The sequence below is a fragment of the Micromonospora eburnea genome (assembly GCF_900090225.1).
GTDB classification, from domain to species: Bacteria; Actinomycetota; Actinomycetes; order Mycobacteriales; family Micromonosporaceae; genus Micromonospora; species Micromonospora eburnea.
On the sequence record NZ_FMHY01000002.1, the window covers coordinates 3,447,483 to 3,459,958 of the forward strand.

Annotated in this window: 11 protein-coding genes; 8 read left to right on the top strand and 3 right to left on the bottom strand. The window is 73.5% G+C overall.

Annotated features, from left to right (window positions below; translation table 11 throughout):
* Positions 1-89 precede the first annotated feature (89 nt).
* From kdd to GA0070604_RS15545, 6 genes are read left to right on the top strand one after another with little or no spacing between them, the layout of a single operon-like run.
* Positions 90-1,151 (top strand): L-erythro-3,5-diaminohexanoate dehydrogenase, encoded by a 1,062-nt coding sequence (kdd, locus tag GA0070604_RS15520; protein ID WP_091118588.1) that lies wholly within the window; start codon positions 90-92, stop codon positions 1,149-1,151.
* Between the two features lie 4 nt (positions 1,152-1,155).
* Positions 1,156-2,727, top strand: a complete 1,572-nt coding sequence (locus tag GA0070604_RS15525) for an amidohydrolase (protein WP_091118589.1) — start codon at positions 1,156-1,158, stop codon at positions 2,725-2,727.
* On the top strand, positions 2,724-4,283 hold the full coding sequence (gene kamD / locus GA0070604_RS15530; protein ID WP_091118590.1) for a lysine 5,6-aminomutase subunit alpha: 1,560 nt from the start codon (positions 2,724-2,726) through the stop codon (positions 4,281-4,283). The genes GA0070604_RS15525 and kamD overlap by 4 nt, the downstream gene beginning before the upstream one ends.
* Complete coding sequence (gene kamE / locus GA0070604_RS15535; protein WP_091118591.1) at positions 4,280-5,038, top strand: lysine 5,6-aminomutase subunit beta; 759 nt, start codon at positions 4,280-4,282, stop codon at positions 5,036-5,038. Before kamD ends, kamE begins: the two co-directional genes overlap by 4 nt.
* A complete protein-coding gene (gene kal / locus GA0070604_RS15540; RefSeq protein ID WP_091118592.1) occupies positions 5,035-5,427 on the top strand; it encodes a 3-aminobutyryl-CoA ammonia lyase in 393 nt (130 codons plus the stop codon). The genes kamE and kal overlap by 4 nt, the downstream gene beginning before the upstream one ends.
* Positions 5,424-6,764 carry a glutamate mutase L gene (locus GA0070604_RS15545; RefSeq protein WP_091118593.1) on the top strand — a complete coding sequence of 447 codons (1,341 nt, stop codon included), beginning with the start codon at positions 5,424-5,426 and terminating at the stop codon, positions 6,762-6,764. The genes kal and GA0070604_RS15545 overlap by 4 nt, the downstream gene beginning before the upstream one ends.
* A 467-nt stretch (positions 6,765-7,231) precedes the next feature.
* Here the strand turns inward: GA0070604_RS15545 and GA0070604_RS15550 are convergent, their stop codons facing one another.
* From GA0070604_RS15550 to GA0070604_RS15560, 3 genes are all read right to left on the bottom strand, one after another.
* On the bottom strand, positions 7,232-8,539 hold the full coding sequence (locus GA0070604_RS15550; RefSeq protein ID WP_091118594.1) for a low temperature requirement protein A: 1,308 nt from the start codon (positions 8,537-8,539) through the stop codon (positions 7,232-7,234).
* Positions 8,540-8,603: 64 nt separating this feature from the next.
* Positions 8,604-9,239 carry a response regulator gene (locus tag GA0070604_RS15555; protein ID WP_091118595.1) on the bottom strand — a complete coding sequence of 212 codons (636 nt, stop codon included), beginning with the start codon at positions 9,237-9,239 and terminating at the stop codon, positions 8,604-8,606.
* Positions 9,236-10,435, bottom strand: a complete 1,200-nt coding sequence (locus GA0070604_RS15560; RefSeq protein ID WP_091118596.1) for a sensor histidine kinase — start codon at positions 10,433-10,435, stop codon at positions 9,236-9,238. The genes GA0070604_RS15555 and GA0070604_RS15560 overlap by 4 nt, the downstream gene beginning before the upstream one ends.
* Positions 10,436-10,649: 214 nt before the next feature.
* Between GA0070604_RS15560 and GA0070604_RS15565 the strand changes: the two genes are divergently transcribed.
* On the top strand, positions 10,650-11,687 hold the full coding sequence (locus tag GA0070604_RS15565) for an ABC transporter permease (protein WP_244161917.1): 1,038 nt from the start codon (positions 10,650-10,652) through the stop codon (positions 11,685-11,687).
* Complete coding sequence (locus GA0070604_RS15570; RefSeq protein ID WP_091118598.1) at positions 11,684-12,364, top strand: ABC transporter ATP-binding protein; 681 nt, start codon at positions 11,684-11,686, stop codon at positions 12,362-12,364. Before GA0070604_RS15565 ends, GA0070604_RS15570 begins: the two co-directional genes overlap by 4 nt.
* Positions 12,365-12,476 lie beyond the last annotated feature (112 nt).

Here is a 12,476-nt window from a genome sequence, read left to right on the forward strand (position 1 = left end):
TATCCGGTGAAGAAATTAGTCTGCCGGAAGTTTTCCCGCGATGCGACCCCTGGTCGGGGGTTCGAGCGGCTGGACGGAGGGGGCTGGGCGTGACGTCACCGGTGGGTCTGCACCGCGTCGTGGAACCTGCGGGGGTGCTGCCGCAGGCGGCGTGGCGCCTCGACGCCGATCCGCGGATCGCCTCCAACGAGGTGCGGATCCGGGTGGAGCGGCTGAATCTGGACGCGGCGAGCTTCCGGCAGTTGTCGGAGAAGCACGGCGGGGACGGGGAGAAGGTCCGCGCCGAGGTGCTGGAGATCATCTCGACGCGGGGGAAGATGCAGAACCCGGTGACCGGGTCGGGCGGCATGCTGATCGGCACGGTGGAGGAGTCCGGGCGGCGGTCCCCGCTGGGGCTGCGGCCGGGCGAGCGGGTGGCGACGCTGGTGTCGCTGACGCTGACCCCGCTGGTGATCCTGGACGGGCTGGCCCGGTGGGACGGGCGCAGCGAGCAGGTGCCGTGTGACGGGTACGCGATCCTGTTCGCGCGGTCGATCGCGGCGGTGCTGCCGGCGGACCTGCACCCGGAGCTGTCGTTGGCGGTGCTGGACGTGTGTGGGGCGCCGGCGCTGACCGCGCGGGTGGTCGCCGAGCAGGTGCAGCGGCGGCGGCGGGACGGGGATTCCCGGCCGGTGCGGGTGGCGGTGGTCGGTGGGGCCGGCAAGAGCGGGTCGCTGTCGCTGGCGGCGGCGCGGCGGGCGGGCGCGGGTCGTACGGTCGGGGTGGTGCCGGTGCCGGCGGAGCGGGACGCGCTGGTGGCGGCCGGCCTGGCCGATGCGGTCGCGTTGGCCGACGCGCGGGATCCGGTGGGGCTGTCGACGGCGGTGACCACGGCGTTGGGTGCGCCGGCGGATGTGACGGTGGTCTGCGTGGACGTGCCGGGCTGCGAGCACGGGGCGATCCTGGCCACCGAGGACGGCGGCACGGTGATCTTTTTCTCGATGGCGACGAGCTTCGCGGGGGCGGCGCTGGGCGCGGAGGGCCTGGCGGCGGATGTGACGATGCTGGTCGGTAACGGGTACGTGCCGGGGCACGCGGAGTTGGCGTTGGAGTTGCTGCGTGCGGAGCCGGGGGTGCGCCGTCTGTTTGAGGCCCGTCTCGCGGCAGACTGACACCATGACGAACCCCTCGACTCTGTATCTCGGCGGCATGCTGCACTGTCCGGCCGATCCGAGCGCGACGGCGTTGTTGGTGCGGGACGGGCGGATCGCCTGGTTGGGCGTGGACGCGGACGCGCCGTCCGCGGACCGGGTGGTGGATCTGGGCGGGGCGCTGGTGACTCCGGCGTTCGTGGACGCGCACGTGCACGCCACGGACACCGGGTTGGCGTTGTCGGGGCTGGATCTGTCCGGGGTGCGGTCGGCCGGTGAGCTGCTGGACGCGGTGTCGGGGTTCGCCGCCGGGCTGCCGGGGGACGCGGTGGTGCTGGGGCACGGCTGGGACGAGTCGAGCTGGGTGGAGCGGGTGCCGCCGGACGCGGCGGCGGTGGACCGGGCGGCTGGGGGCCGGCGGGTGTATCTGTCGCAGGCGTCGATCCATTCGGCGTTGGTGTCGGAGGCGCTGCTGGCGGCGTGTCCGGAGGTGGTGTCCGCGCCGGGGTACGACGCGTCGGGGTGGTTGCGGCGGGACGCGCACCATGTGGTGCGGGCGGCGGCGTTCGCGTCGGTGACGCGGGCGCAGCGGGTGGCCGCGCAGCGGCGGGCTCTGGCGCATGCGGCGTCGTTGGGCGTCGCGGCGGTGCACGAGTGCGGCGGGCCGGAGATCTCCGACGAGGAGGACTTCACCGGGCTGTTGGGCGTGTCGGGGGACGGGCTGCCGGAGGTGTACGGCTACTGGGGTGAGCTGCTGGGTGCGGCGCGGGCCCGGGAGTTGGGGGCGGTCGGGGCCGGTGGTGACCTGTTCGCCGACGGGGCGTTGGGTTCGCGGACGGCGCATGTGTCGCAGGCGTATCTGGACGGGGAGCCCGGGGGGTGTGGGCACGGGTATCTCACGGCGGAGCAGGTGCGGGACCACCTGTTGGACTGTGCGGCGCACGGGTTGCAGGGCGGGTTCCACGCGATCGGTGACGCGGCGATCTCGACGGTGTTGGCGGGGTTCGCGGGTGCGGCGGAGAAGCTGGGTGTGGATCGGTTGCGGGCGGCCCGGCACCGGGTCGAGCACGCGGAGATCATGAACAAGCGGCTGATCGCCGGGTTCGTGGAGTACGGGATCGTGGCGTCGATGCAGCCGGCGTTCGACCGGTTGTGGGGTGGTTCGGGCCGGATGTACGAGTCGCGGTTGGGTTTGTCGCGGTCGCTGGAGTCCAACCCGATGGGGGCGATGCATTCGGTCGGGGTGGCGTTGGCGTTCGGTTCGGATTCGCCGGTGACCCCGTTGGATCCGTGGGGTTCGGTGCGGGCGGCGGCGGCGCATCACAATCCGGCGCAGCGGATGAGTGTGCGGGCGGCGTTCGCGGCGCACACCCGGGGCGGGTGGCGTGCCGTGCACCTGGACAACGAGGGTGTGCTGGCGTTGGGGGCGCCGGCGACGTTCGCGGTGTGGTCGACGCCGGCCGGGGCGTTGCGGGGCCTGCCGGTGTTGCAGGCCGAGGATCCGGAGTTGCGGGGGGCGGAGGATCCGACGCCGCTGCCGGTGTGCCGGGCCACGGTGCTGCGTGGTGACGTGATCTATGAGGAAGGTAGTTCGTGACGGGAAAGCTTGGGCTGGACCCGGCGCTGGTGTCGCGGGCGCGGGAGTTGGCGCGCCGGGCCGGGCAGCCGGTGGTGGATCTGGCTCGCAGCCACACGACGGTGTCGGTGGAGCGGGCGGTGCTGCGGTTGGCCGGGGTGACCGGTGCGGATCCGGACGGGATTCCGTGGGTGAACCGGCTCGTGGACGCGGTCGTCGCGGATGTCGGGTTGGGGCACGGGGTGGCGGTGCCGGTGTTCGACGCCCTGGCCCGGGAGCAGATCACCGATGTGACGTTGCTGGCGCAGAAGGCGGCGGCCGGGTCGGTGCGGTTCGAGCAGCCGACGGGCCGGGCCGCGACGGCGGCGCGTAGGGTCGCGCGCCGGGCGGTGGCGGCCGGTGTCCGGCAGATCGATCGGCGGCGGGCCGAGCGGGAGCGGCTGGTGAAGCGGTACGGGGATCCGAGGCAGCGGCCGTGGATCTACCTGATCGTGGCGACCGGGGACATCTACGAGGACATTCCGCAGGCGCAGGCGGCGGCGCGGGCGGGGGCGGACATCATCGCGGTGATTCGTTCGACCGGGCAGTCGCTGCTGGACTATGTGCCTGAGGGGGCGACCCGGGAGGGCTTCGCCGGCACGTACGCGACGCAGGAGAACTTCCGGTTGATGCGGGCGGCGCTGGACGAGTCGTCGAGGGAGCTGGGCCGCTATGTGCGGTTGACGAATTACGCGTCGGGTCTGTGCATGCCGGAGATGGCGACCCTGGCCGGCCTGGAGCGGCTGGACATGATGCTCAACGACTCGATGTACGGGATTCTGTTCCGTGACATCAACCCGATCCGCACGTTTGTCGACCAGCGGTTCTCCCGGCAGGTGCACGCCCGGGCCGGGATCATCATCAACACCGGTGAGGACAACTACCTGACCACGGCCGACGCGGTCGACGAGGCGCACACGGTGACGGTGTCGCAGCTGCTCAACGAGTACTTCGCGCATGAGGCGGGGTTGGCGGACTGGCAGTTGGGGCTGGGGCACGCGTTCGAGATCAACCCGGATGTGCCGGAGTCGTTCCGGCTGGAGCTGGCGCACGCGCTGTTGGCTCGGGAGTTGTTCCCGGACGCGCCGCTGAAGTGGATGCCGCCGACGAAGCACATGACCGGGGACGTGTTCCGCGGGAATCTGCTCGACGGGTTCTTCAACCTGGTCGGGGCGATGACCGGGCAGGGCATCCTGCTGGTGGGCATGATGACCGAGGCGGTGGTGACGCCGTGGTTGTCGGACCGGGACATCGCTCTGCAGAACGTGCGGTATGTGCTTGGCGCGGCCGGTGGGCTGCACGAGGATTTCGTGCCCGCCCCGGGCGGGTTCATCCAGCAGCGTGCCCACCGGGTTCTCGGCGAGGCCGTCGACCTGTTGGAGCGGATCGGTGAGCAGTCGCTGTTGACGGCGATCGCCGAGGGCACCTTCGGGATCATGAAGCGGCCGGCGGACCGTGGCAAGGGCCTCGACGGGGTGGCCAAGCACGAGGCCGACTATTTCAACCCGGCCACCGAGATCCTGGAGGCGGCGGCGTGAGCGCCCCGGAGAAGAAGATCGTCCGGCCGTACGGGGACACCACCGGTGACGGCATGGTGCAGGTGTCGTTCACCCTGCCGGTGCCGCACGACAAGCGGGCCGAGGGCGCGGCGGTGCAGTTGGCCAACAAGATGGGCATCGATCCGGCGATGCTGGTGCACGCGAAGCAGATGGGTGACGGGTTCACCTTCTTCGTGGTGTACGGGCGGGTGAACCATCTGGTGGACCTGTCGGCGGTGCAGGTGGTGGAACGGGACTTCCCGCTGCTGTCGGCCAAGGAGGTCAACGCGGTGGTGAAGCAGCGGTTGCGGCGCAAGCTGTCGGTGGTGGGGGCGTGCATCGGCACGGACGCGCACACGGTCGGCATCGACGCGATCCTCAACGTCAAGGGCATCGCCGGGGAGAAGGGCCTGGAGTACTACCGGGAGTTGAAGGTCATCAACCTGGGCGCGCAGGTGAGCGTGCCGGAGTTGGTGGAGGCGGCCCGGCGGGAGCGGGCCGACGCGGTGCTGGTGTCGCAGGTGGTCACGCAACGCGACGCGCATCTGCACAACACCCGGGAGATGTCCGCGGCGTTCCGGGAGGCGATGCCGGCGGGGAAGCGGCCGCTGCTGATCGTCGGTGGCCCCCGCTTCGACGAGACGATGACCGACGAGTTGGGCGTGGACCGGATCTTCGGCCGCGGCACCACCCCCGGCGAGGTCGCCAGCTACCTGGTCCACGCCCTGATCACCGACAAGAAGGTAAGACGATGAGTGATTCGCGGGTCGGTCTGACCGTCACCCACCGCCGGTACGTGCCGTACTCGCACGCCCACTACGCGGGGAACCTGGTCGACGGGGCGTACGCGCTGGGTCTGTTCGGGGACGTCGCCACCGAGGTGTGCATCCGTACCGACGGCGACGAGGGGCTGTTCGCCTCGTACTCGGACGTGCAGTTCAGGGCGCCGATGAAGGCCGGGGACGTGCTTGAGGTGGTGGCCACGGTGACCCGGGTGGGCACCCGTAGCCGCACCATCGACTTCGTGGTCCGGGTGGTGTGTCGGGGCCGCCCCGACCGGGGTGAGTCGGCCGCCGAGGTGCTCGACCCGCCGATCGTGGCGGTCACCGCGACCGGCACGGTGGTCGTGCCCGCTGCGGCGTGAACGTCGCGGTCTGCGCCGACGTCGGGTCGACGTACACGAAGGCGGCGGTCGTCGACCTGGACGGCGGCCGGCTGGTCGCGGCGGCGTCGGCGCCGACCACGGTCGGCACGGATGTGCTGCGCGGGCTGGACGCGGCCGTCGGCGCCGCCACCGCCGATGCGGGGCTGGGCGGCGAGCTGCCCTGGTACGTGTGTTCGTCGGCCGGTGGCGGGTTGCGGCTGGCGGTGATCGGCTACGAGCCGCTGGTGACCGCGCAGGCGGGCCGGCGGGTCGGGTTGTCGGCCGGGGCGAACGTGGTGCACGTGGCGGCCGGGCGGCTCGGCGCGGCGGAGCTGGCGGCGTTGCGTGCCGCCCGCCCCGACGTGGTGCTGCTGGTCGGTGGCACCGACGGCGGTGACGCGGAGGTGTTGACGCACAACGCGACGCGGCTGGCGAAGGCCCGCTGGCGGGTGCCGGTGGTGCTCGCCGGCAACGGCGACGTCCGCGACGACCTGTACGCGCTGCTCGCCGCCGCGAAGGTGCCGGTCACCGCCGCGGACAACGTGCTGCCCCGCATCGGGGTGTTGGCGCCGGCCGCGGCGCGGGCGGCGATCCGGGAGGTGTTCCTGCGCCACGTCATCGGGGGCAAGAAGCTGTCCCGGGGTGACCGGTTCGCCCGGCTGGTGCGGGCGGCGACCCCGGACGCGGTGCTCACCGGGGTGGAGGTGCTCGCCGACTCCCTCGGCGGGGATCTGGTCGTGGTCGACGTGGGTGGCGCCACCACCGACGTGTACTCGGTGCTCACCCCGGACGAGCGGGACAGCGGGCCGGGTCGGGAGGTCGCCGGCACGCTGTGGCGGGCCCGCACGGTCGAGGGGGATCTGGGCATGCGGTGGAGCGCCCCGGGGGTGGTCCGTGCCGCCGCTGAGGAGCGTCTCCTGGCCGCCGGGGAGTCCGACGGGTTGGCCGCCGCGGCGGCGGCGCGGGCGGCCGATCCGGGGTTCCTGCCGGCCGGTGACGCGGACCGGGCCGTCGACCGGCGGATTGCCGCCTTGGCGGCGACGGTGGCGTTGCGCCGGCACGCCCGGGGTGCGGCCACGGGGGAACGGGCCGGCCGGGACCTGCGTGACGTGAAGCTGATGGTGGGCTCGGGTGGGGTGTTGCGGCACGCGCCCGCCGGCGACGCGGCCGGGGTGCTCGCCGCGGTGCTCGGTGACCACGCCGGCGGGTGGCCGCTGCCCCGGGCCGCGCGCGCGGTCGTCGACGTCGACTATGTCCTCGCGGCCGGTGGGCTGCTCGCCGCCGACCATCCGCGGGCGGCGGTGCGGCTGCTGCACCGTCACCTCGGCGTGGACTGACGCGCCGCCCCGCGCGGCCGGGTGGCGCGTCTCGATCGCTCGGAGCGGATCGAGACGCGCCGACGCGACACGCCGTGGCGCAACACACGACAGGCCGGGGTGGGTTGACAGCGGCGGGGGTGCACACCGTACCGTCTTTGAGTCCTACCACGGGAAGCGGCTGTTGTTCGCTTCGTCCCTTCGTCCGCTGGCCGAGCGACCCGATGCGGTTGCGGCGGCCAGGTCCAGCGGGCGGGGGTCGGCGGGGCGGCGCGAACCGGCCGCGGTTACCGGTGTACGGGCAGGATGGAAGGCACGGCCAGTAGACAACGGCCAGGCGGGGGCAGCCAGTCCACGTCGGGTCGGTCCGAAGGTCGGCGTCGGTCATTCCCGCCCCACCGGCCGGGAAGGGCCTGGGAGCATCGGGGCGCGGCGCGAGCCGCGCCCCGATTTGTTTTCCGGCGCGGTTGTGCCGCGGCTCGGGCCGGTCACAGGTGGCGGCGGCGCCACTCGGACTGCTCATGCTCGGCGGCGATCTGCTCGCTGAGCGCCACCTGCCGCACCTGTCGGCGCAGCGGTTCATCGCTACGCAGCCCGGCCAGCACCAGCGCGACGCACACCCCGGCGAGCACCGCCAGGCCGGCGATCGCCGGGAGCCGGCCGGCGGGCAGCAGCACGACGATGAGCGCCACCACAGCCACGGCCTGCGCCGGCCGCAGCCGGTGGCTGGCCCGCACCGCCAACGCCAGCAGGCCCACGATGTAGATGATCACGCCGGTGAACAGCACCCGGTAGTCCAGCCCGAGCGCCCGCACCCGCCACGGGTCACCGTGCGGTTCGGCGATCACGGCCAGGTAGCGCTTCAGGCCGAGGGCGAACAGGATGATCCCGGCGAGCAACGGCAGGTGCAGGTACGCGTAGACGTCGCGGGCGTAGGCCGCCCGCTGCTCGGGGTCGCGGGTGCGGTGCAGTCGCTGCTCGAGAGCGGGCGCCAGGGTGTCGAAGTACATCCACCACAGCGCCGCGATGACGGTGACGCCGAGCAGCGACGCCACGATCACCGACCAGGTGGGCGGCGGGCCGGTGACCGGCTTCGGTCCCAGCCCCAGCGAGATGATCGACTCGCCGAGCGCGATGAGCAGGATCAGCGCGTACCGTTCCGCCCAGTGGGCGGCGGAGACCACGGCCAGGCCGACCTTGCGGATCTGGCCGCCGGCGGTGAACTCGATGCCCACGGCGACCCCCCACAGCGCCACCCCCAGCCACGTCGGACCGGTGTCCGGCTCGCGGGGCAGCGCCCCGGCGATCAGGATCAGCGTGACGCTGGCCAGCAGCGGCAGGCCGAGCCGCAGCGCTGAGCTGAACTGCCGCGCCGGGAGGCCCGAGGCGTCGCCGCAGGTCAGCAGTACCAGCACCTGCACCGCCCGGATGATCAGGTAGCAGATGGCGAAGACGAGCGGGCCGGGCACCCCGCCGGGACGGTTCGCGAACGCCTCCGGCAGGGTCAGGTTGAGCACGAACAGGGCGGCCAGCGTCACCGCGCCGATCAGCGGCATCACCCCCTGGTCGGTGCGCACCAGGTTGCCCAGCGCGGCGAAGGACACCCAGCACCACCACAGCAGCGCCAGCACCACCACCCCGGCCAGCAGCGCACGTATGCTCAGGTTCTCCGCCAGCAGGGTGGTGACGTTGAGGAACGCGAGCACGAACACCAGGTCGTAGAACAACTCCAGGCGGGTGGCCCGGGACCCCGGCGCGGAGGGCAGGATCCGATTCCGCCAGCGGCCGGTGCTCATGCTGCCGAGTGTGGCAGCCCTCGTAGGTGCGGCGGTGCGAAGTCGCGGAACCGGGCCGGGGACCTCAGCGGCGGATGAGGCCGAGGTTGGCGGCGGTGGCGACGGCGGCGGTGCGGGAGTCGACGCCGAGTTTGGCGTAGATGCGGGCCAGATGCGACTTGACGGTGCCTTCGGTGAGGTGCAGCCGCTGGGCGACGGCCCGGTTGGACAGCCCGTCGGCGACCAGCACGAGCACGTCGGTCTCCCGCCGGGTCAGGGCGGTGACGGGGGCGCGTAGGCGGCTCATGAGCCGGTCGGCCACGGCCGGGGCCAGTGTCGTACGTCCCTGCGCCGCCGTGCGCACGGCGGCGGCCAGTTCCTCGGGCGGGGCGTCCTTGAGCAGGTAGCCGGTGGCGCCGGCTTCGATGGCCGGCAGGGTGTCGGCGTCGGAGTCGTAGGTGGTGACGATCAGCACCCGGGGAGCGCCGGGACGCGCGGTGATGACGGCGGTGGCCTCGGCGCCGTTCATTCCCCGCCCGAACTGCAGATCCATCAGCACGACGTCGATGTCACCGGCGGTGGCGCGGGTGACGGCCTCCTCCGCGGTGGCGGCCTCGGCCACCACGAGCAGCCCGGGTTCGGTTTCCAGCACGGCCCGCAGCCCGGCCCGCACCACCGGATGGTCGTCGGCCACCAGCAGGCGGATGTCGGGGCCGGTCACCGGTTCACCCCCGGCTCGGCGCCGGGCACGGGCGCGGTGACGGGCAGCCGGGCGGTCACGGTGGTGCCCTGCCCGGCGGCGGAGGCCACGTCGAGGGTGCCGCCGAGGGCGTGCACGCGGGCGCGCATGGCGGCCAGGCCGAAACCGGCGGCGCCCGGGTCGAAGCCGACGCCGTTGTCGGCGATCCGCACCGCCACCTGGCCGCCGGCGTGGTCGAGGGTGACCTCGGCGGTGCTGGCCTGCGCGTGGCGGACCGTGTTGGCCAGGGCGGACTGGGCGATGCGCAGCAGGGCGACCTCGTGTGCGGTCGGCAGCGGCACCGGGTCGCCGGTGAGGTGGAAACGCGCGGCGAGCCGGTGCCGGGCCGACGTGGTGGCGCACAGCCGCTGCAGGGCACCGGCCAGGGTGGTGTTCTGCAGGGCCGGTGGGGTGAGGGCGGTGACGAAGCGGCGGGCCTCGGCAAGGTTGTCCACGGCCGCCTGGCGCGCCTGCTCCACGTAGCGGGCGGCGTTGCCGGACCCGTCGGGCAGCGCCCGTTCGGCGGCGCGCAGCAGCAACTGGATGCTGGACAGGCCCTGGGCGAGGGTGTCGTGGATCTCCCGGGCCAGGCGTTCGCGTTCGGCCAGCATTCCGGCGGTGTGCTGGGCGGCGGCCAGGTCCGCGCGGGTGGTGGTGAGTTCCTCGATCAGCCGGCGCCGCTGCTCGCTCTCCTGGTACAGGACCTCGTACCCCCACACCACGGCCACCGCCACGGCCGCACCCAACGCCGGACCGACCGCGGTGGCCAGGGCGAACGAGCCCCGGTGGGCGGCGAAGGCGAGGATGGCCGCGAGCGCGGTCGCGGCCACCGCCACCGGGCCGGTCCGGCGTGGCAGCAGGTGCAGCTGCAGGAAGTAGAGCGGGAAGGCGAGCCACACCGCGTCGGCGGACAGGACCAGCAGCAGCACCCACAGCGCGCCCACGGCGGCCAGCCACCAGGCGGCGGCACGGTGGCTGGCCCGGGCGCGGGGCAGCAGCCCACCGGCCGCGTAGACCAGCGCCAGCAGCACCGCCGCGACGACCACACCGGACGCGTGCGGCGCGGCGGTGGCCACGGCCCGGCCGGCGGTCAGGGCGAGGAGGCCGGCGACCAGCAGGTGCAGGCACCAGGCCAGGGCGCGGGCGCCGGGAGTGGAGGTGGTGGCGGTGGTGTTCACGGTTCTTCCAGCGTAGGCGCGGTGGGACGGGACGTCCTCTGCCAAAAGATGTAACCCGGCCGCCACGATTCGACCCGGGAAGTGCCGTCCTCGGCCAGATGCCGCCACCACACCCGCACGGCGACGCTGGGCAGGTACCGCTTCCGTGGAGAAAGGGCCCGCCGTGTTCGTCGCCTGGAGAGACCTGAAGTTCGCCAGAGGGCGGTTCGCCCTGATGGGCACCGTTGTCGCGCTGATCAGCGCCCTGGTCGGGCTGCTGTCCGGGCTCACCGCCGGGCTGGGCCGCGAGAACGTCTCCGCGATCACCGACCTGCCCGCGGACCGGATCGTCTTCAACGCGCCCGCCCCCGGGCAGGACCTGTCGTACGCCGACTCCACCGTCACGGAGAGGCAGTGGCGGCGGTGGGCCGAGGTGCCCGGGGTGACCCGGGCCGAGCCGTTGGGAATCACGGTCACCAGGGCCACCGCGGGTGAGGCCGGTGTCGGTGTGGCCGCCTTCGGTGTGCTACCCGGATCCGCGCTGGCCCCGGACGGCGCCAGGATCGACGACCGGTCGGCGGTGCTGTCCACCTCCGCCGCCGACGACCTCGACGTGCGGGCCGGCGACAGCGTCACCCTGGCCGGGCGGACGCTGTCCGTCGCCGCCGTGAGCGGCGACGCCTCCTACAGCCACACCCCGGTGATCTGGGTCAGCCTCGACACGTGGCGGCAGGCGGCGCCGCCGTCCGGGGCGGCCGACGGGCCGACGGCCACCGTGGTCGCCCTTGCCACCACCCCGGGCGTCGACGTCGAGGCCGCCGACGCGGCCGCCGGCACCAGAACCGTCGCCACCGGCGACTCGCTGTCCGCGATCGGCTCGTACACCTCGGAGAACGGTTCGCTGCAGTTGATGCGCGGCTTCCTGTTCGCCATCGCCGCCCTGGTCATCGGCGCGTTCTTCAGCGTGTGGACCATCCAGCGCGGTACCGACGTCGCCGTGCTGAAGGCGCTGGGCGCCTCCACCGCGAACCTGCTGCGCGACGCGCTCGGCCAGGCCGTCGTCCTGCTGGTCGCGGGCACCCTCGTCGGCACCGGCGTCGCCGCCGCCCTCGGCGTCGCCGTCACCGCCTCGGCCGTGCCGTTCCTGCTCACCCCCGCCACGGTCGGCGTGCCCGCCGCCGTGATCGTCGTCCTCGGCGCGCTCGGGGCCGCCCTGGCCGTGCGCCGCATCACCTCCGTCGACCCGCTGACCGCCCTGGGGAGCGCCCGATGAGCCTCAACCTGACCGACATCACCCTCACCTATCCCGACGGGGCGGGCCGGCTGACCGCCCTCGACCACGTCACCCTCGAGGTGCCCCGGGGCAGCCTCACCGCCGTCGTCGGCCCCTCCGGCTCCGGCAAGTCCAGCCTCCTCGCGGTCGCCGCGACCCTCATCACCCCCGACGCCGGTACCGTCACCATCGACGGTGCCGCCACCACCGGCCTGACCCGGGCGGAACTGGCCGACCTGCGTCGCCGCCGCATCGGCATCGTCTTCCAGCAGCCGAACCTGCTGCCCTCGCTCACCGCCGTGGAGCAGCTTCAGGTCATGGCCCAGATCAACCGGCGGTCCCCGGCCCGGGCCCGGCCCAAGGCGATGGAACTGCTCGACGCGGTCGGCCTCGCCGGCGAGGCCGACCGGCGTCCCCACCAGCTCTCCGGCGGTCAGCGTCAGCGCGTCAACATCGCCCGCGCCCTGATGAACGAGCCCACCGTGCTGCTCGTCGACGAACCCACCAGCGCCCTCGACCACGACCGTGGCGCCGCCGTCATCGACCTGATCGTCCGCCTCACCCACCAGCAGGCCGCCGCCACCGTCCTGGTCACCCACGACCGCACCCACCTCGCCGCCGTCGACCGGATCGTCGAGGTACGCGACGGCCGGCTGCGCGTGCCGGCGGCACGCTGACCGGCCGAGGGGACGACGCGGGGCTCCGAACCGTGCACACCGGCGGCGGGGGCGCCGCCCGGCCGGGTAGCCTTCGGCGCGTGATCGTGGTGAGGTGCCGGTGACGACGCTC

What these genes read in the sequence shown, in the direction of transcription:
- GA0070604_RS15525 (WP_091118589.1), top strand. Translation starts at nt 1,156, where the DNA reads ATGACGAACCCCTCGACTCTGTATCTCGGCGGCATGCTGCACTGTCCG.
- kal (WP_091118592.1), top strand. Translation starts at nt 5,035, where the DNA reads ATGAGTGATTCGCGGGTCGGTCTGACCGTCACCCACCGCCGGTACGTG.
- GA0070604_RS15570 (WP_091118598.1), top strand. Translation starts at nt 11,684, where the DNA reads ATGAGCCTCAACCTGACCGACATCACCCTCACCTATCCCGACGGGGCG.
- GA0070604_RS15565 (WP_244161917.1), top strand. Translation starts at nt 10,650, where the DNA reads ATGGGCACCGTTGTCGCGCTGATCAGCGCCCTGGTCGGGCTGCTGTCC.
- GA0070604_RS15550 (WP_091118594.1), bottom strand. Translation starts at nt 8,539, where the DNA reads ATGAGCACCGGCCGCTGGCGGAATCGGATCCTGCCCTCCGCGCCGGGG.